Source organism: Arthrobacter sp. ov118, assembly GCF_900116495.1.
GTDB lineage: Bacteria > Actinomycetota > Actinomycetes > Actinomycetales > Micrococcaceae > Arthrobacter.
Map to the genome: position 1 here is coordinate 931,352 of NZ_FPAY01000001.1, position 19,121 is coordinate 950,472.

A 19,121-nucleotide genomic window follows, 5' to 3' on the forward strand; every position below is an offset into this window, starting at 1 on the left:
GATGGTGAGCAGTTGTGATACCGGTATCAATAAGTATCGGTTCCGGCTCTCCCACCGACGAAAGGACCGCTCGTGCTTGGCTTCAAAGAAGAGGAATTCCTCGCCCAGACCCGCAGCGCACTGGCGCTGCAGGGACAGATTGAACAGTTCGTCGGCTCCGTCCAGGAACGGGGCTTCGAGAATCTCTTCCTGATCGGGGCCGGTGGCACCTATGCGGCCATGCTCCCCTACGAGCACTTCATCCGCTCGCGCTCCACGCTGCCCGTCCGCGCGGCCATCGGCAAGGAACTCATGCTGACGGCGGACCCTGCTTTCGGACCCGGTACCGTCGCCGTTTTCGCTTCCGTTTCCGGAACGACGGAGGACATCATCGAGGCCATTGACTTCGCCAAGGCCAAAGGCGCCTACACGGTAGGCTTCACGGGATTCGCGGACAGCCCCTTTGCCAAGGCACTGGACACCGTCATGGTCACCGAACCCAAGACCTGGCCGTTCGATATCCCCCTGCTGCTCTTGAGCACCCGTCTGCTCGCCGCGCGCGGCGAGTTTGACGGCTATGAAGAGCTTGCGGCGGAGTTGCAGACCATCCCCGAAACCCTCGTTGACGTGGCCCGCCAGGCCGAGCCGGCCGCGGAGGCTTTTGCCGAACGGAACAAGGACGTCGACTACCATTTCCTCGTCGGCGCCGGGAACCTCTGGGGCTTCACTTACCTTTACTCCATGTGCATCCTCGAAGAGATGCAATGGCTCCGGACGACGCGCGTCCACGGTGCCGAATTTTTCCACGGCTCCCTGGAACTCATCGAGGAAGATACGAGCCTCATGCTTTTCCTCGGCGAGGACGAAAGCCGGCCGCTCATGGAACGCGTGGTCAAGTTTGCTGAGAACTACAACAAGAACACCACCCTGTTCGACACCAAGGATTACGAACTGGCCGGGATCAGCCCCCGGTTCCGTGGCCTGGTGGCACCCCTGGTCATGGACACCGTGGTTGACCGGATCAGCAAGCACCTCGAGAGGGTCCGAAACCACCCGCTGGACCTGCGCCGCTACTACCGCGTCGTTGAATACTGACAGAGACCCTTTGCCGCACCCCGGCTCCGGGGCATGGCCACCAGCACTGCGGGCCCGGACGCGCCGGGCCCGCAGCGTCGAGACAGGAAGAGCATGAAAGTAATCGGCTTCGGGGACAATATTGTGGACCGCTTTCTGGACCGCAAAATGATCTACCCCGGTGGCAACTGCGTCAACTTTGCAGTCATGGCGCGCCGCCGCGGCGTCGAATCCGCCTACCTTGGCGTCTTCGGTTCCGATCCGCTGGGTGACTTTGTCCGTGCCGCCTTACAGGACGAGGGGGTAGACGTCAGCCGCTGTGTTATCCGTGAAGGCCCCAACGGCGTCACCGAAATCAAGGTCGTTGACGGCGACCGGATATTTCTGGGCTGGAACGAGGGAGGCGTCACCATGAGTCAGCCATTCGTGCTGGAGCGGGAACACCTCGACTATCTGGCGACGGCAGACCTGGTGCACTCAAGCGTCTATTCCGCGTCCGAACCGCAGCTTCCGGCGGTCCGGACGGTCGGCACCCTGGTCAGCTTTGACTACTCCTCCGAACCGGAACGGCGTACCGACGACTATTTGCAGCGAACGGCGCCGTTCGTCGACCTTGCCCTGCTCTCCCTCGGGGGTCAGCCCCTGGATGCTGCCGAAAGGGACCTGCGGCGGGTAGTTGCAGCAGGCGCCTCCTTGGCCGTCGGGACGAGGGGGGCGGCCGGGGCCTTGCTGTTCGACGGCAACAACTTCCTTTCCCAAGGGGCCGCCGCCGTAGACGCACGGCGGTTCGCCGACACGATGGGATGCGGTGATGCCTTCTTGGCCGGGCTCGTCGTGAGCCTTCTCAACGCCGGCTGGACGCGGCACTTCCGGCCATCCAGCGGCAATCTGCGGGAGGCGCTGGCCTTCGCAGCCGTCACTGCCGCAGAGCAGTGCTATGTGGAGGGCGCCTTCGGATACGGAATCCCGGTCGCTGCACCAACTAGGATCTGATGCAGGAATAAACCAATGAGCCGGAACCGCAGCCGCGGATTCCATGAAACGAAGGGACCCGGATGTCGTCGGACCATCAGCACCATGCGGCTGCTCCGACCATCACAGAAGTTGCCGCTGCTGCCGGAGTCGGCAGGGCCACGGTCGCCCGCACCCTGGGAAACTACGGCTCAGTCAGTGATGCCACCCGCGCCAAGGTGATGCGCGCCGCGGAGCGGTTGGGCTACCAACCCAACACCTTGGCGCGGAGCATGACGACGGGCATCACCAAGACCCTCGGAATCGTCCTGGCGGACGTCGCCAACCCGTTCTTCTCCGGCGTCCTCAAAGGCATTTCGGACACAGCCAAGCTGGCCGGCTACGATGCCATCATCCTGAGCACCGACGAGAAACTGGAGCTGGAGCGGGACGCCATCGGGGTCCTGCTGGCCAAACAGGTTGACGGCCTGGTGGTGGCTTCGGCCGCGGGTCGGGGCGACGACGTCTCGCACCTTGCCAACGCCATGGAGCGTGGGATTCCGGTAGTACTGATCGACCGCCTGGTGGACAGCCTGGACACCGATTCGGTGGTGATCGACAACCGTGAAGCGGCCCGATCCGCCGTCGGTTCCCTGATCCGGAACGGCCACCGGAGAATCGCCTTTGCCTGGGGACCGGTGACCCTCAGCCCGGCAACGGACCTGGAGCAGATGCACCGCATCCTCGATGAGGCCCTCTGGAGCGACGGGGAACGCCTGCGCGGCTACCTCGATGCCCTGGACGAAGCCGGGATACCTTTCGACACCGCCCTGGTGACCCACGTCCTGAAAAACGAAGGACAAGCTACCCGGGCTGTCAGCGGCATGCTGGCACTCGCGGATCCGCCCACCGCGATCTTCACCACCGAGACGGAGGCCACCGTGGGCGCCCTTCATGCGTTGCGGGCTCGAAACCTGCGGCTGCTGAAGGATATCTCGCTCATTGGCTTCGACGACAGCCCGTGGGCTGCCGTCATGGAACCCCCGCTGACCATGATCCAGCAGCCCATGCGGGAGCTGGGAACGGTCGCTGCCCGCCAACTCATCGCCCGCATCGACGGCGATACCTCTGCCCCGTCGAAGCATGTCCTGCCCTCTACCCTGATCGCACGCTCATCGGACGGGCCAGTGCCGGGCATACGCGGCAAATAGAAATTCCCTGGTAATTCCTGTTTGAACCCTTCCCCATCACACCAAACCATGATTCACTGTGGTACCGGTATCACTAATCTCAACATCTTCGGCAGCGGAGGCTGGCGGCCTATCCAACGGAGGATCGGCGCGCCACTCCAAATCGTGAAGCCTCGGCTCATCGGCCCCTGAGCGAAAGTAGAAAATGATGCGCAAAAGCACCCAATTGATGACGGCAATATTGGCAGGGGCCGCCCTGGCGCTTGCCGGTTGCGCGGACGGCGGGAGCCAGACCGCCGCTCCCCTCGACCTCGCCAAGGCCCCGGAGTATTCGGGCACCCTGAGCATCCTGACCAAGTTTGGCGGCGATCCCCTCGAGCCGTACTTCGAGGATCTGGCCGCCGGGTACAAGAAGCTTCACCCGGACGTGTCCTTCGAGCTCATTCAGGAGACAGACCAGAGCATCAAGGACAAAACCAAGACTCTCACCGCGTCACAGGCCCTGCCGGACATCTACTTCACCTGGGCGGGCAACTGGGCCAACAACTTCATCGACGGCGGGCTTGCTGCCGATCTCACCCCCGCCATAGCACCCGGCACCGAGTGGGGGAACAACTTCGGGGAATCGGCACTCAAGGCCTTCGAAAAAGACGGTAAATACTTTGCCGTCCCGCTGTACAACAACGGCAAATTCATGGGTTACAACCAAAGGATCTTCAAAGAACTGGGCCTCACGCCGCCGACGACCTTCGAGGAACTCATGTCCTCCTGCTCCGTCCTCAAGGCCGCCGGCTACGAGCCCATCGCGTTTGGAAACAAGGACGGCTGGCCGGCACTGCATTACCTTCAGCAACTGTTCGCCTACGAAGTGCCGGCCCAGGTGTTGGAGGCCGACTTCAACCCGGGAACGGCGAAATTGGAGGACGCGGGCTACCTCAAAGCGATGAAGCAATTCACCGCCCTGGTCAACGCCTGCACCGGCAGCGGCAAGGATTCCAACGGTGTCCTGTACACCACCGCTCAGCAGGCCCTGGCCCAAGGCAAGGCCGGAATGTACTACCAGGAGATCCTCGAGTTCGACACCACGTCATCGGACAAATCCCCGTTGAGGAAGGACGGTCTCGGAATATTCAAACTCCCCGCCGCCTCGGACGCGAAGGGCGACACCAAAGCCATTGAAGGTTCTCCCGAGGGCTACATCATCAATGCCAAGTCCAGGAACGCCGCCCTCGCTGCAGACTTCATGAAGTTCGCCACCAGCACCCTCAATGCCGCGAAGCTCTCGGCCCCGCCGTACGGCCAGCCCAGCGCAGTCAAGGGCGCCGTCTCAGAACAGAACTCCACAAGCCCCGTGATCGAGGGCATCAACCAGGTGAACGAGGCGTCGAACGCCATCATCTGGCTGGACTCGGTGACGGTTCCCGAGGTCGCAGACGCCTGGCTGGCCGGCGGAGAAGCCCTGATCGCCGGAACACAAAGCCCCGAACAGGTTCTCGCCTCGGTCCGTTCCGCCTCCAGCGCAGCCAGATAGCGGGCAACGCCATGACGATTTCCAATACCGCACGGAGACCGGCAGTCCCGCACTCGGTGCCTAAGTCCGCCGGCCGCCCGGCGCAAGAACCCACGAAAAAGGCGTCGTCGCGTCGTTGGCGCAACCTTGTCTGGGTGCTTCCCGCCGCCTCGCTGTTGTGCATCTTCGCCTACCTGCCTCTCATGCAGAACCTCGGTTTCAGCATGCTCAAGTGGGACATCTACAGCGGACGGCAGACCTTTGTGGGTGCAGACAACTACATCAAGATGTTCAATGACCCCATTTTTTGGAGGTCACTGCTCAACAACACCCTGTACGCCGGAATCTCAATCGTGTTCCAGGTGTTCGGAGCCCTCATCCTCGCCGCGATGGTCGAAGGGCTGCGCAGCGAACGGTGGCGCGGGATCCTGCGTGCCATCTACTTCGTCCCTTCCGCGATATCGCTCACCGTCGCGGGCCTTCTGTTCTACTTCATCTACGAGCCGCGAATGGGCATCCTGAATGCGGCACTCGAGTTCGTGGGCCTGGGCAACATCACCCAGGCGTGGCTGGGCCAGGAAAACACCGCGATCTTCGGCATAGTCGCCATGAGCCAGTGGCAGGGTTTTGGCTACTGCACATTGCTGTTTGCCGTCGCTTTGCAGCGGATCCCCAGCGAACTGTACGAGGCAGCCTCGATCGACGGCGTCGGCCCTTTTCGGCGGTTCTTTTCCATTTCCCTGCCGCTGGTAAGGGAAATGAGCAGCCTCATGATGATCGTCACGGTGTCAGGGGCATTCCAAGTGTTCAACGAAGTCATGGTGATGACGACCGGCGGTCCGAACAATTCCAGCCAGGTCCTGGGTACCTGGCTCTACCGAAGCGGTTTTGTCCGCAACGATTTCGGCTACGCAGCCGCCATTGCCACCGCCGTTTTCATCATCACACTGGTGCTCGCAGTGCTTCAGCTCCGGTTATCCAAGCACAGGAGAGTCCAGTGGTAACGCGCACGTCCGTACTCGTCGTTGTTGGCCGGGTGTTCGTCCGGGCCTTCCTGTTGGCCCTCGCCGTAGTCGTCATCTATCCGTTGCTGTGGATGCTGCTGAACGGGGTGAAGTCCAACGCGGAACTGTTCGCCAACCCGTTCGCATTCCCGGTCGCCTGGCGCTGGGAAAACTACGCCACCGCCTGGAACCGCGGAGTGGGGGACTATCTCACGACGAGCGTTCTAGTCACCGTAACGTCCACTGTCGCCACGGTGTTCATCAGCGCCTGGGCGGCCTACGGATTAACGAAGGTCAACATCCCCTTCAGCCGCACCGTGCTGATCCTTATCCTGGGCGGACTGATGCTTGCGCCCACCGTGGCCCTCATTCCGCTGGTGAAGATGTTCCAGACGATGGGCCTCTACAACAGCTTTTGGGCGCTCCTGATCCTTTACACCGCGTTCCGTGTTCCTTTTACAACTTTCCTGATCCGGGCCTACATGATGGACCTGCCCGCTGAAGTGGATGAAGCAGCCGCGGTGGACGGAGCCTCGAAATCGCGGGCCTTCTGGCAGATCATCCTGCCGATGTGCCGCCCGATCATTGTTTCCACGGTTCTGCTGAATATTCTCTTCACCTGGAACGAATACCTTTTCGCGATGATCTTCACAAGTGGCGGTGCCCTGCAGACCCTGCCCGTAGGGCTCACCAATCTCATGTCCAAACACGGCACGGATTATCCCGTGGTCTTCGCGGGCATGGCGATCGCTGCGCTTCCGGTCATTGTGATCTTCTTTGCCGGCCAGCGGTACTTCATCCGCGGTCTGGCCGACGGTGTCGGGAAGTAACCGTGCCCAGCACCAGCCCCTGTCCGAATAACGTACCTGGCCTGCCGCTAACAGAGCACGTGTAACCCTTCGGACGATGAGGCGCTCCTCCTGTCGCACCATGGATCGTCTAAATTGCGGAACCCGTCCGTAGGTTTCCGCCCGGCGGACGACGGCGGGGCCTCCCGCCGTCGTCCGCTTGCGTTTGGTCCGATCCCCTACAGTGCCGACCAGCCGCCGTCGGAGGCGAGGATGGCGCCGTTGACGTTGGTGCCGTCGTCGCTGAGCAGGAAGGTGATGGAGCGGCGAGCTGCGCCGCGGTGGCGGGTGTGGGGACGGTGGCCTGCATCAGCGGGCCGAGGCGTTCGGCCGCGAGCTGTGGGATCCCCGGGTGGCCACGATGTTGGCGATGATGGGGCCGGGGGCCACGGCGTCGAAGCGCAGGCCCTTCGGCCCGTACATCACGGCCGAGTTTTTGGTCAGGCCGACGACGGCGTGCTTGGAGTCTAAATCGCATCTCCCGTTGATCTGACTCCCTCCCTACCCTTGAAATGACGACCAAAATAGCCCATCATTTCGCCTCATGGTGGAACCACCTACCGATCAGCAGGCAAAGCGAGGAAAACGGTGAAGCAGTGTCCCATCTCCGGCGACGGCGTCGCGGCCTGCCAAGGCAGTTTAGATCCGTGCGATTCCCCCGGGACTCTTACGATCAACCAGTTACTACTTGAGAGCCGCATCGGGCTCCAGCGTGTTCACGCTTCGGAGCTTGAGCGGGAGATGGCAGCGGGCGCCCTTGTTGTCGACACACGCCCGGTCGATCAGCGAGACCGCGACGGTGATCTTCCGGGAGCCGTCGTCATTGACCGAAACGTTCTCGAGTGGCGGCTCGATCCTTCCAGCCCCCACCGGCTCCCGGTCGCTGACGACCCCGCTCGGCAGATCGTGGTCGTCTGCAATGAGGGCTACAGCTCCAGCCTCGCTGCACACACCCTGCAACGGCTGGGGCTGACCCGCGCGACCGACCTTATCGGCGGTTTCCAAGCCTGGGCAGCACTGCAAAAGCCGTCCGACTAAATAACCTGCCTGCGCTAGCGTCATCAATGATACGAAATCCACGATGACACCATCGACCTGCGTGTTACCGAGGGCTCGGATACACGAAGATTGGCGTTGCAGGTGCGCTTCAGCGCGCACGCGGGCATCAACGCCGACGAGAAGTAGGTTCCCTCGCCCCGCCGCGGTGGACGTCACCCCACCAGCGAATCCACTGGTGACACCGACCGATTAGATCCCAGGCTGCACTCACCCCACGGCGAGCCCCGCGGTGACTCTCAGGTCAGGTCGGCTCGGGGCCTGGGCGACGTTGCGTCCGGCGATGCGTCCGGAAACCATGGCCCAGCCGATGTGCAGCCCGTGGTTGAGCAGTTGGAGGCCGCCCTGTCCGGTTGACCCGGCGGCCCACAAGCCGGGAATGGCTTCGCCTTCGGCCGTGGTCACCCGGAGTTCGGTATCGACGGCCAGTCCGCCATCGGCCAGGGTGATGTAGGCGTTCATCGGGCCGAGTGCGTAGAACGGCCCCTCGGTTACGCCCTGTCCAAGGTGCTGGCGGTCGAAGTCGCCGTCCTTGCCGGCCGCGACTTTTGCATTCCATTCCTCAACGCTCGCCGTCAGCATCGCGGGATCGAGGCCGGTGCTCGCGGCCAGTTCCTCGATGGTGCCGGCCCGGTGGTAGACGTCCGGACGGTACCGTTTGTAGTCGTCAACGTAGGCGTAGGCCACGCCGGGGAACGTGGAGACCGGGTTGGGCCAGGCCGAGAACTTCGTGGCCACCCGTTCGTCGAAGATCATGTAGGCGGTGTTTTTGCCATCGGCAGCGGTGGCCCGCGCCATGGCCTTGTCCGAGTCCTCGTTGGCGATGCGCTTGCCGCCGTGGCCCACCAGGATTGCCCCGGCACGGTACATGGTGTTGTTGGGGCCAACCCAGCTGGTCAATGCGCCGCGGATGACGTAGGCCAGGATTTTCCGCGGCAGTCGCTCGACCACCAGGCGCATGGCCTTGGAAATGAGGGGATGGGACGGCAGCATCTTGATCGGGTCCACCCGGATGGAGGGGGCAAAGCGAAGCCCCTCATACAGGCGGTCCATCTGGATCATGACCCCGCCGGCCTCGGTTCCCAGCTTGAAACCGTCGCCGGTGTTGTTGGGGTTGACCGCCGGGATCTTGGCCGCAGCCTCCCCCACGTACTTGGCCTTCATTTCAGTGGACGCCGAGTAGTCACCGGTGGCCAGGATGACGCCCCGGCGGCCGAAGTACTCCCTGCCGTTGGCCCGCGCGCCGATGATCTCGCCCTCGGCATTTCGCAGCAGCTCCTCCACGCGCATGGAGGTGTGGATGACGACGCCGCGCTTCCTGCACTCGCGCAGCAGCGCCTCGGCATAGGCTCCGGAGTTCGGCAGGACGTTGTGCATGCGCGGCTTCTCATAGGGCGGTTCGGGGGTGGGGCCGAGGAACTGCACGCCGATGCTGCCGAGCCACTCCACCGTGGGGCCCGCGTTCTCGGCGAGGATCCGGCGCAGTTCCTTGTTTTCGCGCTGCTCGAACTCGCCGTTGGCCACCTTCATGTCCTCGACGAACAGCTCGATGCTGTCATTGACCCCGGCGCGGTACTGGTAGGCCGTGTTGGCGGCGGTGAAGGAGCCCACGGACATCGCCGTGCTGCCGCCCACGTTCGGGCACTTTTCCAGCACAATTACCGTGGCACCGCTGGTGGCCGCCGAGATCGCGGCACTCATGCCGGACCCTCCGCCGCCGATCACCAGGACGTCTGCTGTTGAACTCACCGCTGTTGAACTCACTGTGCATTCCTTTCACTACCGGGCTGGTAGGCGACGACGACGCCGCTTTCGTTCCGTACGAATGCGGCCGCCCGATCGGCCGCCGAGGTCCCGGCCCAGCGGCCGGTGATGTATCCGGGGGCCAGGCCGCCGGCGTAGCCGTAGTTAGACAGCCCGCCAATATCGGCGCCCGCGGCGAACAGCCCGGGCACCGCCACGCCGTCGTCGTCCAGAGCCTCGCCGCGCGCATTGGTGCGGATCCCGCCGAAGGTGAAGGTGATGGACGGCTGGACCATGAGCGCGTAGAAGGGGCCATCTTGCGGCGCCCGCGCGGAGGCGGAGACCGGGACGCCATCGGCGGTGCCGCCGCCGTGGCCCGCAAGTTCCGCGTAGCGGTCCAGGGTGTGCGCGAGCTGACCGCGGTCCACGCCCCAGCCAGCGACCATGTCCACCAATTCCGGCAGGGTCTTCGCGACGGCGTGCTGCCCGCCGGCTTCGATCGCTATGCCGAGGCGGTCGATGCTGCCCAGGCCCGGGAACGGTTCCTCAAGCACCTCCGTGCTCCGCACGAACTCGTCGAAGATGAGGATTCCGCGCGCTTGCGGCTGGAAGGTGACGGCCTGGTTGAGCAGTTCGTCACCGTCGGTCTCGTCCGCAAAGCGTCTGCCCTGCAGGTTCACCAGCACCGTTGAGCCTGAGTAGTACTGCGAATAGGGCAAGTAATGTGCGGTCTCGAAATTGCGGACCGGATACGGCAGCAGGTGCCCGTAGAAGGTACTCATCGCCGTCGTCCCCCCGCTTCCTGCCTCGCGCGCGAGGCGCAGCCCGTCGCCGACGCTGCCGGGGTTGGAGCGCAGCACCAGACGGTCCGCGTTGGGGCCGATGGACCGCGTCAGTTCGGCGCGATCGCCCTGGAACCCGCCGCTGGCCAGCACGACGGCGCCGGCCTCGTAGCGGACGCGGCGGCCGTCCGCGGTGCGCACCAGGACCCCGGTAACGGTGCCGCCGTTCCGCGTGAGTTCCGTGACGACGGCTCCCGCTGTGGTCTCTCCCCCGGCCGCGAGCACCTGGTCGCGGCACCAGGCCAGGATGCCGTGGATGTCGGTGGAGTAGCCGATGCCGAAGGTCATGACGTCCCGCTTCGGCTCCTCGGCAACCCAAACGCCGGCGGCCCGCAGCTCCGCGAGCGCTTCCGCATAGTCGCCCACCAGGCGGCTGCCGAGCTCCACGTTTCCCAGCGGAATCCGCCTCCGGTAGGCGTCCACGCTGGGCGCCGTCCAGAACATGCCCGCCGACAACGCGGCCGAACCGCCGAACGCCGCCTGCTTCTCTAGGAGCGCCACCTTGGCTCCCCGTCGGGCGGCGGTCATGGCCGCGGCCGAACCGCTGACGCCGGATCCGACCACCACCACGTCCACCCGACGGAACTCGTCGACTCCATGCAGCCCGCCCAGGCCATGGTGCGGTGCCGGAACACTGTCCTGCTGCTTGGTGGCCGTGCTCATTGCGCCACGCTCGGTGCCAGCTTGGCGGCGGCGTGCTCGGCGGCGATGCGGCCGAAGACGGCGCCTTTGCCCAGCGAGGTGCCGGTCATATAGGCGGCGCCGTGGAATCCGCCGGTGAGCTCGCCGATCGCGTACAGGCCGCGGATCACTTCGCCGTCGACGTCCACCACCTCCGCGTGGGGATTGATGGTCAGGCCACAGTAGGTGGTGGTCATCAGGGCCTTGGCCGGGTAGGCGTAGAACGGTCGCTGGTCCAGCGGCAGGAGTTCGCCGACGCCGTTGCACAGGTTAGTGCGGCCCACTTCGTCGCTATCGCGGCCGGCCAATGAGGCGTTGTAGCGGGTCACGGTCGCCGCCAGGGCGTCGGCGTCGATGCCGGCGGCCTCGGCCAGTTCCGCCAGGCTGTCCGCCTTGAAGAGGTGGCCGAGGTCCTCGATCATGCCGATGTCGTTCAGCGGGATGCCGGGGTGCGATTTCGCCCGGACCTTGGCATCGAAAATCTCGAATCCCAGTCCTTCGGGCTGCTTGAGGACCTCGCGGCCCAAGGTCTTGTAGGACTTGGACTCGTCCACGAAGCGCCGGCCTTCCTTGTTCACGATGATCGCGCCCATGTAATACGCGGTGAGCAGTTCGTGGAAATCCTCGCCGGTTTCCGGGTGGGAGCCGTAGGTGGCGGTGATATAGGACATGTCCGCCACGCCTGCGCCCAGTTTCCAGGCCATTTTCAGACCATCACCGGTGTTGCCCACCCCGCCGTACGGGATGGCCGCGAGCTGTTCCGGGGCAAAGGTCCGCAGCAGCTCGGTGCTGCGGCTGAAGCCGCCGGTCGCCAGGATCACGCCGGCCCGTGCGTTGAACAGGGATTCGGCGCCGCCGGACTCGACGACGACGCCGGTCACCGCGGCGTCGGTGCTGCGCACGAGCCGGACCGCGCGGTGTCCCAGCAGGGTTTCGCCGCCGTTTTCGGTGAAGGTCCGGTGCAGATTGGCGAGCAGTTCCGTGATGACAGTGTTGTGGCTGCGTGGCGCGGACTGTCCGGAGCTAATTTCCAGGGCCCGGAAGTGCGCGCCGTGGTCCTTGAGCCAGTGGTAGGTCTCGACCTGGCGTTCCAGGTACGTGTCCAGCAGTGCACGGTCGTTGACGCCGCCGCCGGTGGAGAGCATGTCCTGCAGGAACAGTTCTGCGGAGTCCTCCACTCCTTCGGCCGCCTGTTCTTCAGTTCCGGAGAAAGCGAAGAATCCGCCGCTCATGGCCGAGGAGCCGCCGAGTTTGCCGGTCTTTTCCAGGAGCGCCACCTTGAGGCCGGCTTGTGCCGCGCTGGTGGCCGCCGACTGTCCCGCGATGCCGGATCCGAGGACCACTACATCGTAGTCGTATTGGGGGATGGTCATGGTGCTGTCCCTTTCAGGGGTTTCTGTCATTGGTTCTACCGCGTCACCAGGGGGCGGCGGGGCGTTTTAGCAGGTGAGGAAGCCGCCGTTGACGTCCAGGCTGATGCCGGTGATGTAGGTGGACTGGTTGCCGGTCAGGAAGGCCACGGCGTCGGCGATCTCCTCCGGCGTCGCGAAGCGCTTCATGGGGACCTGGCCGAGGAGCCTGGCGTCCTGGGGTACGTCGCCCATCATGGGTGTCTGCACGAATCCCGGCGCCACGCCGTTGACCCGGATTTTGAGGTCGGCCAGTTCGTGGGCAAGGCTGGCCGTCAGGTTCTGCAGCGCCGCCTTCGATGCCCCGTAGACCACGGAACTGGGCAGGAACGGGCCGAAGCCCGCGTCCGGGCCTCCGCCCGTTCCGGTCTTGGCCGTGATGGACAGCAGGTTTACGATGCTGGCGGAACCGTCCGTGGGCATGTGCCCATAGACCTCGCGGACCAGGAAGAACGGCGCCGCGACGTTAACCGCCATGACGGTGTTCCACTCCTCGTCGCTGAGCTCGAAGAAGCGGATCTTGTCACCGTTGCGCTTGGGTGAAATGCCGACCGCGTTGACCACCACCCCTACCGGGCCGGTCTCGGCCGCGACGGCGGCCAGCTCCTTGTTGGTGTCTCCGTCGGCCAGGTTGCCGGCAAAGCCGCGGTGTTCGGCCCAGCCCACGTCAGGGAGCGCTGCCGCCGTCCGGTCCGCAGCCTCCTTGTCTAGGTCGGCGACGACGACGGCATAACCTTCCGCGGCGAGGCGGCGGCTGATCGCCTGGCCAATGCCGCCGGCACCGCCGGTCACGATCGCCGTCTGCAGCAGTACCGGCCGCTTGAGCGTTCCCGCATCGAGTGTGGCTGTGGGATTACTGGTCATGGCCGGGCTCCTGGTTCCGGCTGAACGCCGTGTGGGGGTCGGTGATGGCGACGGGCAGGGTGCGGATCGGCGAGAAGGACGTCGGGTACATGATCCGGTTCTCCATCGTCATGATCATCGGCCGGATGATGGCCAGACATTCCTGCCACTGGTCGCTCTTGGCGAGCTCGGCGCGGCGGGTCCGGCGGTCCTCAAGGTCCTCGTAGGCCCAGAAGTGGTTGAGCTCGTTTTGCCGCCCGAATTCGGTGACGAAGTAGCCCAGGAAGCCGCCCAGGATTGGTTTCTGCGCGGGCAGGCCGATGCTTTCGTAGGCTTCGAGGTACTCGTTGAGCCGGGCGCCGGTGTGCAGGACGTAGGTGCGCTGTTCGACAATCACGGGGTCACGGTGCCTCTCCGGCGGCGGAGCCGACCAGCCCCGAGGCGGGCGCCGTCGTCGTCGTTTCCTCAGCGGGAACGTAGCGACCGAAGCGGTGCTGGCCGCCCTCGAGGGTCTTCCCGTCGTTCATCAGCACTAGGTTGATCAGCGCGGCGGCGATGATCACGATCCAGGCAACGGTGATGGAGACGGTACTACCGCCGCTGATGCTCATCAGCCAGGAGGCGAGGAACGGTGCGGGAGCGGCGAAGATCAGGTTGGATCCGGTGAGGGCGAGTGCTGATCCCGTGTACCGCATGTGGGTGGGGAACGCTTCGGCGAAGAGTGCGCCCTGGCCGGCGTTTCCGAACTGCGCGGTCACCAGGGAGAACGCCACCATGCCGAGCGTCAGCGGGAAGCTGCCCAGGTTCACCACCGGGAAGAACAGGACTGCGGCGAGCAAGGTGCCTGCCGATCCGATCGCCAGGATCCGACGGCGGCCGTAGACGTCCGCGAGCCGGCCGCCCCACCAGATGGCGATCACGGAGAGGAAGTTGGAGATCATGATGATCGTGAACGTCTGGCTCTGCGAGAAGCCGTGGGTGGTGAGGTAGCTGATGCCGAACACGGAGACGATATAGAAGGTCACGACGATCGGGGCGTAGGCGAGGATGAGCCGCAGGATGGTGACGCCGTGGGTCTTGATCACGGTGGCCGGGTTGGTCGATTCCTGGGCGATCTCCTGCATGCCTTCCTTGAACACCGGCGTCTCTTCAACCTTGAGCCGGATGTAGATGCCCACGGCCACCAGGAAGATGCTGAGCAGGAACGGCACCCGCCAGCCCCAGGAGAGGAATGCTTCCGGGCTCAGCACGCCGGAAAGGACGGCCAGCATCAGGTTGGCTGCCACCTGGCTGATGGGCGAACCCATCGCCATCAGCGCGCCGTAGAAGGAACGGCGGTCCGCGGGTGCGTGTTCCATGGTCATCAACTGGGCCCCCGTGGCCTCGCCACCCAGCGCGATGCCCTGGATGAAGCGCATGAGAACCAGCAGGGCCGGGGCGGCGATGCCGATCGCCGACTGCGGCGGAAGCAGGCCGATGACCATGGACGCGACGCCCATCATGATGAAGGTGGTGAGCAGGATCCTGCGGCGTCCCAGGCGGTCCCCCAGATGGCCGAACACGATTCCGCCGAGCGGGCGGGCCACGAAGCCGACGCCGAAGGTTGCGAAGGATGCCAGCAGCGCGATCGCGGGATTCATGTCGTTGAAGAACAGCTTGGGGAAGACGGTTGCGGCCATGGCGCCGTAGACGGCGAAGTCGAACCATTCAAGGGCGGACCCGAAGGTGCCGCTGAGGACGGCGCGCTTGGCCTGCGGGGAGGCGGGCGTTGCGGGCTTGAGCGAGCGTTTTACGGCTCGTGACGGCTGGGACAGACTCATCAAGACTCCTTTGTCGGGTGAGCAGTGCGGCGCCGGTGGCGCCTTTTGTTTGGGGGGCGTTCAGTTGGGGAGTTCCGCGGGCGTTCAGCTCGGGGAGTGAACGACGCGCGGTCCCCGGCTTTCGCGGGGTTCGATGCGTAGGTTGTGATGTGAGGCTAGCTACCCCTATGCGCGAGACGCAATGGCTGTTAGCCTAAATTGCGTGATACGCAAAGATGAAGCACCGCGGGTTGAATCCGCCCACCGGGCGCTGGTGTTGCTCAAGCACATGGCGGTGCAGGGTTCAATCAGCGTGACCGAGGCTTCCAGCATCCTCGAGGTCAACCCATCGACGGCCCAGCGTCTGCTGGTGACACTGGTGGGAGACGGCTTCGCCGAGCAGGCCGCCCAGCGGCGGTATGTCCCGGGCCCCGAGTACCGGCGGGCGGCCAGTGGCAACGCCCCGCCGGCGCTGCGCGTGCGCGTGCGCCCATACCTGGAGCGGCTCTTCGCCCGGGTGGGCGAGACCAGCCACCTTGCAACGCTGATCGGCACGGACATCCACCACCTGGACGGCATCGAGGCAACCACCCACGCTCTGCGCTTTGGCCTCCGCACCGGCGTGGTTTTGCCGGCCCATGTGACCTCGGCCGGCAAGGCGATCCTGGCGGACCTGCCCCGGGAGGACATCGAAAGGCGCTACCGCGTCCTCGACGACTCGGCGGCCGCGGTCAACGCCGGCATCGATTTCCCCAAGCTGTACCGGGACGTGGACCAGACGCGCCGGCAGCAGATCGGGATGAACTTCGAAGAGAGCGAGGAGGGCGTGGCGGCCATGGCCGTATCCCTGGGCCTAGTAGATGGCCAACACGCGGCTTTGAGCATCGCCATGCCAATCGGCCGCTTCGCCCGCCAGGACGCCAAACGCCTGTCCGCCCAATTGCTCGAAACGGCCGCTGAATTCAAGAAGCAGGAGTTGGAGGGCGTGGGCCTGGGTTAGACGGGCTGCCGGCTTGCCTCCAGGGCATCCTGCACTTCACCGAAGTCGAGCCTTCCTTCCGCCGTCCGGCCGAGACTGCCCCGACTCCCTTGAACATGTCGATCGGCACATGCCGGGCGGCCAACGCCCGGATGCCGGACCCTACCCGAAGAGTACGCAGAGCAAGCGGACGACGGCGGGACCTCCCGCCGTCGTCCGCTTGCGTTTGGCGCAGTGCTTACAGTGCGGACCAGCCGCCGTCGGAGGCGAGGATGGCGCCGTTGATGTTGGTGCCGTCGTCGCTGAGCAGGAACGTGATGGAAGCGGCGAGCTGCGCTGCGGTGGCGGGCGTGGGGACGGTGGCCTGCATCAGCGGGCCGAGGCGTTCGGCCGCGAGCTGGGATCCCCAGATAGCCACGATATTGGTGATGGTGGGGCCGGGGGCCACGGCGTTGAAGCGCAGGCCCCTGGGCCCGTACATCACGGCCGAGTTCTTGGTCAGGCCGACGACGGCGTGCTTGGACGCGGTGTAGGCGGCGCCGGCGGCGGACCCGCGCAGCCCTGCCTCGGAGGCGACGTTGACCACGGAGCCGGTGCCGGTGTCCAGCATCAGCGGCACCACGGCACGGGTCAGGCGCATGAGGGCGGTGACGTTGATCCGGAAGACGCGGTCCCAGAGCTCGTCGTCCACCTCGTGGATCGGGGCGAAGTTGTCCATGATGCCGGCCACGTTCGCCAGTGCGTCCACCCCTCCGCCGGCCGCAGCGACGACGGCGGCGACGGTCTCCTCGGTGGAGATGTCGCCGGCCACGGGGACCAGGTCCAGCCCGGCGTTCTCCGCCACGAGGTCATCGAGGCGTTCCTTGCTGATGTCGGCGGCGATGACCCGGCCGCCTTCCCTGGCGATGCGCAGGGCGGTGGCCTGGCCGATGCCGGAGGCGGCGCCGGTGACGATGACGGTCTTGCCGGCGAACCGGCCGTTGGTGGCGGCTTCCTGCCATGAAGCTCCGTTGCCCATGATGTCCTCCCAGACGTTGCTGACGGTGATGCCGTCCACCTTATGACACTCCGTGTCATTATGTAAGGGTGAATACTGGTGGGATGCCTTCGGATGCCCTACAGCCCGCCGTTCCGCGCCCCGCCGGGCGCCCGGTGACGATTGATCCCGACGCCGTGGCCGCCATCGCATTGCGGCTGTTCGCCGAGCGCGGCTACGAGCAGACCTCCATGGAGGACATCGCACGGGCGGCGGGCATCGGGCGCAAGAGCCTGTACCGCTACTTCTCCAGCAAGGCCGAGCTCGTCTGGGGCGGCATGGAGCCGGTGGTCGAGGCCTCCGGCCGGGTGCTGGATGCAGCCCGCTTTGGCGCTCCCGACGGCGACGTCCTGGCGGGGCTGCGCGAGGCGACGGTCGCCGGGGTTGCGGTTCTGCCGGACCTCGCGGTCACGCGCGGCCGGCTAAGGCTGATCGCAGAACACCCCGAGCTGGCCAGCCGGAGCTACGAGTCCCTGGCACCGCAGCGCGAGCGGACGCGGGCCTATCTGGTGTCGGCCGGCGTCCGCGAGCACGTTGCCGGGTATCTGTGCGCCGCGTTGATCGGCGCGACGTTCGAGGCCTGGCTGCAGTGGGCCGCCGGGACGGACCCGGATCCGGTGCCGTATCTGGTGGCGGCCGTTGGGGTGCTGCGGGTGTCTGCCTCCTAGCGTACGGAAAATCAAGGCGCCGCGTCGACCAGGCAAGCATCCAAGAAAGTAGGAAACAGCCGATATTGGACCTTATGTTAATTTGTCGTTATGTTAGAACAAACGCTGTCTAAGCCAGATTTACCAGACGCCTTTCCTTGTCCATACGAACTTGACACCAGGAACCGCCCCGTTACTCGGCATTGCATGTCCGGTTAGAGAGCGTCTGCAGCCAGGAGTAAGTCCTCGATAACTCCATCACGGGCGCCGGCACGTACCCGGAGGGTAGCGCGGTAGCTGGGCCGATAATCATCGCCGGTTGTGGGCTCGGAATCATCCCATTCATAGAGCACGCATCGGAGAGTGTTCGTCAGGCGTCCGATCAGGGCCGCAAGGGGGAACGGGCAGCGCAGAAGGAGGTGGATTTCGGCGTTTCCATTCTTGTTCGAGAGCTCCCTGACGTGAGCGGTGACTTCTGCTGCAATACGGCCGGCAGTTGCCGGATCTAGAAGTTCACCGTTGGTACTCGTGAGATGGATCCACGACTTTAGGGTTCCATCGTGGTCTTCAATGAATTTCTCGAACGCTGCGTTGCTTCTTTGGTTCAAGAGATCGACATACGCTGCAACGGCTGGCCGTCCGGGTTTGCTTGCCGATGCATTCGAGGCTGAATCGCTGATATTCACGAGCGGGGTGGTGCTGAATTGGGCTTCGCCATCACTGGCCCAAATATTCCCCTGCTGATCGAAGACTTCCATATGGCCGATGCGGGACGAAGGCAGCGCTGCACCGATGGCGAAAGCAACCGATAGATGGCCGCCACCCTGAACTTGTACACGGCGGGCGCCGGTTCGGGTGACGCCGTCTGGGAGGAAGGCGATCGTGTCTTTCAGGTCAATTAGACCTTCCCGGCTGGGAAGACGCTCATGATCAGATGGCCGGACGCGGATATCCAACTGGCTTCCTGTGCGGTCATACACCTGGGCCGCATTGCGGGTCTGGAGTGACAGGCTGAAAGTTCCGTCGTTCAAGGCAACGATTTCCCGGTGGTTGGCCAGGCGGTGCCACAGCATCTTTTGAACCACAGTCCGTAGCCCGTCGCGCTGCGTGGGGTGCTGGTCGACACCGCTCAAGGTCTCTTCGGCCATGCCGAGCAATCGCTCGGGTGCCGAGTAGTCGATTTTCCCGGGTTCTCGTTCCACGGCATTGGCAATGCCCAAGGCGAAGCTCGGATGTGCTTTATGTGAGTCGAACAGCAGCGGCGCTTCGACGCGTTTGACGACCTTGCTCTTTGCTACGTCGAGTGTTGTGACCAGCACACCTCCGGAGATACCGTCTCCGATTGCTTGCCGTAGGCGTTCTTCCGTGTCCCCAGGAGGGAGGTCATCTTTATCCCGCCAAACGGGTATCCCCCCAGCCCGCAATAGCCAAGCCAGTTGCGCGCAGATTTCCGTTCCATCTGATTGCCGGTATGAAATGAATATGGGGTCTGCCGGGTCATGAGTGGCAATGATGTCGGTCAAGTTATTT

17 protein-coding genes and 1 pseudogene are annotated in these 19,121 nt (G+C 64.5%); 9 read left to right on the plus strand and 9 right to left on the minus strand.

Translation table 11 applies throughout. The annotated features are described in order from the left end of the window. The first annotated feature begins 72 nt into the window (after window positions 1–72). From BM372_RS04360 to BM372_RS04385, 6 genes are all read left to right on the plus strand, one after another. Window positions 73–1,074 (plus strand): SIS domain-containing protein, encoded by a 1,002-nt coding sequence (locus tag BM372_RS04360; RefSeq protein ID WP_090952318.1) that lies wholly within the window; start codon window positions 73–75, stop codon window positions 1,072–1,074. Between the two features lie 93 nt (window positions 1,075–1,167). Continuing rightward, window positions 1,168–2,046, plus strand: a complete 879-nt coding sequence (locus BM372_RS04365) for a PfkB family carbohydrate kinase (RefSeq protein ID WP_090952320.1) — start codon at window positions 1,168–1,170, stop codon at window positions 2,044–2,046. Between the two features lie 62 nt (window positions 2,047–2,108). Continuing rightward, complete coding sequence (locus BM372_RS04370; protein ID WP_090952323.1) at window positions 2,109–3,215, plus strand: LacI family DNA-binding transcriptional regulator; 1,107 nt, start codon at window positions 2,109–2,111, stop codon at window positions 3,213–3,215. Between the two features lie 208 nt (window positions 3,216–3,423). Continuing rightward, window positions 3,424–4,725, plus strand: coding sequence for an ABC transporter substrate-binding protein (locus tag BM372_RS04375; protein ID WP_256214025.1), 1,302 nt, complete (start codon window positions 3,424–3,426; stop codon window positions 4,723–4,725). A gap of 11 nt (window positions 4,726–4,736) precedes the next feature. Then, on the plus strand, window positions 4,737–5,708 hold the full coding sequence (locus tag BM372_RS04380; protein WP_090952329.1) for a carbohydrate ABC transporter permease: 972 nt from the start codon (window positions 4,737–4,739) through the stop codon (window positions 5,706–5,708). After that, a complete protein-coding gene (locus BM372_RS04385) occupies window positions 5,702–6,538 on the plus strand; it encodes a carbohydrate ABC transporter permease (protein ID WP_090952331.1) in 837 nt (278 codons plus the stop codon). Before BM372_RS04380 ends, BM372_RS04385 begins: the two co-directional genes overlap by 7 nt. 197 nt (window positions 6,539–6,735) lie before the next feature. On the opposite strand, the pseudogene BM372_RS04390 reads toward BM372_RS04385, so the two are convergent. Beyond that, window positions 6,736–7,021 (minus strand): annotated as a pseudogene (locus tag BM372_RS04390) (SDR family oxidoreductase); the annotation flags it as partial. Between the two features lie 276 nt (window positions 7,022–7,297). Here BM372_RS04390 and BM372_RS04395 point away from each other — a divergent pair. Beyond that, window positions 7,298–7,594: a rhodanese-like domain-containing protein gene (locus BM372_RS04395; protein ID WP_371261702.1), complete on the plus strand. Its 297-nt coding sequence runs from the start codon at window positions 7,298–7,300 to the stop codon at window positions 7,592–7,594. Window positions 7,595–7,822: 228 nt separating this feature from the next. Here the strand turns inward: BM372_RS04395 and BM372_RS04400 are convergent, their stop codons facing one another. The 6 genes from BM372_RS04400 to BM372_RS04425 all read right to left on the minus strand — a co-directional run bounded on the left by BM372_RS04400 (window position 7,823) and on the right by BM372_RS04425 (window position 14,950). After that, window positions 7,823–9,376, minus strand: coding sequence for an FAD-dependent oxidoreductase (locus BM372_RS04400; RefSeq protein ID WP_090952337.1), 1,554 nt, complete (start codon window positions 9,374–9,376; stop codon window positions 7,823–7,825). Further along, window positions 9,373–10,860 carry an FAD-dependent oxidoreductase gene (locus BM372_RS04405; RefSeq protein WP_090952340.1) on the minus strand — a complete coding sequence of 496 codons (1,488 nt, stop codon included), beginning with the start codon at window positions 10,858–10,860 and terminating at the stop codon, window positions 9,373–9,375. Before BM372_RS04405 ends, BM372_RS04400 begins: the two co-directional genes overlap by 4 nt. After that, window positions 10,857–12,251 carry an FAD-dependent oxidoreductase gene (locus BM372_RS04410; protein ID WP_218160841.1) on the minus strand — a complete coding sequence of 465 codons (1,395 nt, stop codon included), beginning with the start codon at window positions 12,249–12,251 and terminating at the stop codon, window positions 10,857–10,859. Before BM372_RS04410 ends, BM372_RS04405 begins: the two co-directional genes overlap by 4 nt. A gap of 66 nt (window positions 12,252–12,317) precedes the next feature. Continuing rightward, entirely contained in the window at window positions 12,318–13,151 is an 834-nt protein-coding gene (locus BM372_RS04415) for an SDR family NAD(P)-dependent oxidoreductase (RefSeq protein WP_090952344.1), read from the minus strand. Next, window positions 13,141–13,527, minus strand: coding sequence for an NIPSNAP family protein (locus BM372_RS04420; RefSeq protein ID WP_177235870.1), 387 nt, complete (start codon window positions 13,525–13,527; stop codon window positions 13,141–13,143). Before BM372_RS04420 ends, BM372_RS04415 begins: the two co-directional genes overlap by 11 nt. Before the next feature lie 4 nt (window positions 13,528–13,531). Beyond that, complete coding sequence (locus BM372_RS04425; protein ID WP_090952349.1) at window positions 13,532–14,950, minus strand: MFS transporter; 1,419 nt, start codon at window positions 14,948–14,950, stop codon at window positions 13,532–13,534. Between the two features lie 202 nt (window positions 14,951–15,152). On the opposite strand from BM372_RS04425, the gene BM372_RS04430 reads away from it, so the two are divergent. Continuing rightward, entirely contained in the window at window positions 15,153–15,929 is a 777-nt protein-coding gene (locus BM372_RS04430) for an IclR family transcriptional regulator (protein WP_177235871.1), read from the plus strand. Window positions 15,930–16,146: 217 nt separating this feature from the next. On the opposite strand, the gene BM372_RS04435 is transcribed toward BM372_RS04430, so the two are convergent. Further along, complete coding sequence (locus tag BM372_RS04435; RefSeq protein ID WP_090952972.1) at window positions 16,147–16,926, minus strand: SDR family NAD(P)-dependent oxidoreductase; 780 nt, start codon at window positions 16,924–16,926, stop codon at window positions 16,147–16,149. Window positions 16,927–17,009: 83 nt separating this feature from the next. Between BM372_RS04435 and BM372_RS04440 the strand changes: the two genes are divergently transcribed. Beyond that, the gene (locus BM372_RS04440) at window positions 17,010–17,612 is read left to right on the plus strand and encodes a TetR family transcriptional regulator (RefSeq protein ID WP_090952356.1); all 603 of its coding nucleotides are present in this window, start codon (window positions 17,010–17,012) and stop codon (window positions 17,610–17,612) included. A gap of 194 nt (window positions 17,613–17,806) precedes the next feature. On the opposite strand, the gene BM372_RS04445 is transcribed toward BM372_RS04440, so the two are convergent. Continuing rightward, on the minus strand, window positions 17,807–19,114 hold the full coding sequence (locus BM372_RS04445; RefSeq protein ID WP_090952363.1) for an SAVED domain-containing protein: 1,308 nt from the start codon (window positions 19,112–19,114) through the stop codon (window positions 17,807–17,809). Between the last annotated feature and the right edge of the window lie 7 nt (window positions 19,115–19,121).

Bases quoted from the DNA above. Each gene is read 5' to 3' on its own strand.
- BM372_RS04440 (WP_090952356.1), top strand. From the start codon at position 17,010: ATGCCTTCGGATGCCCTACAGCCCGCCGTTCCGCGCCCCGCCGGGCGC.
- BM372_RS04370 (WP_090952323.1), top strand. From the start codon at position 2,109: ATGTCGTCGGACCATCAGCACCATGCGGCTGCTCCGACCATCACAGAA.
- BM372_RS04435 (WP_090952972.1), bottom strand. From the start codon at position 16,926: ATGGGCAACGGAGCTTCATGGCAGGAAGCCGCCACCAACGGCCGGTTC.
- BM372_RS04375 (WP_256214025.1), top strand. From the start codon at position 3,424: ATGACGGCAATATTGGCAGGGGCCGCCCTGGCGCTTGCCGGTTGCGCG.
- BM372_RS04410 (WP_218160841.1), bottom strand. From the start codon at position 12,251: ATGACCATCCCCCAATACGACTACGATGTAGTGGTCCTCGGATCCGGC.
- BM372_RS04395 (WP_371261702.1), top strand. From the start codon at position 7,298: ATGGCAGCGGGCGCCCTTGTTGTCGACACACGCCCGGTCGATCAGCGA.
- BM372_RS04380 (WP_090952329.1), top strand. From the start codon at position 4,737: ATGACGATTTCCAATACCGCACGGAGACCGGCAGTCCCGCACTCGGTG.
- BM372_RS04365 (WP_090952320.1), top strand. From the start codon at position 1,168: ATGAAAGTAATCGGCTTCGGGGACAATATTGTGGACCGCTTTCTGGAC.
- BM372_RS04415 (WP_090952344.1), bottom strand. From the start codon at position 13,151: ATGACCAGTAATCCCACAGCCACACTCGATGCGGGAACGCTCAAGCGG.
- BM372_RS04405 (WP_090952340.1), bottom strand. From the start codon at position 10,860: ATGAGCACGGCCACCAAGCAGCAGGACAGTGTTCCGGCACCGCACCAT.
- BM372_RS04425 (WP_090952349.1), bottom strand. From the start codon at position 14,950: ATGAGTCTGTCCCAGCCGTCACGAGCCGTAAAACGCTCGCTCAAGCCC.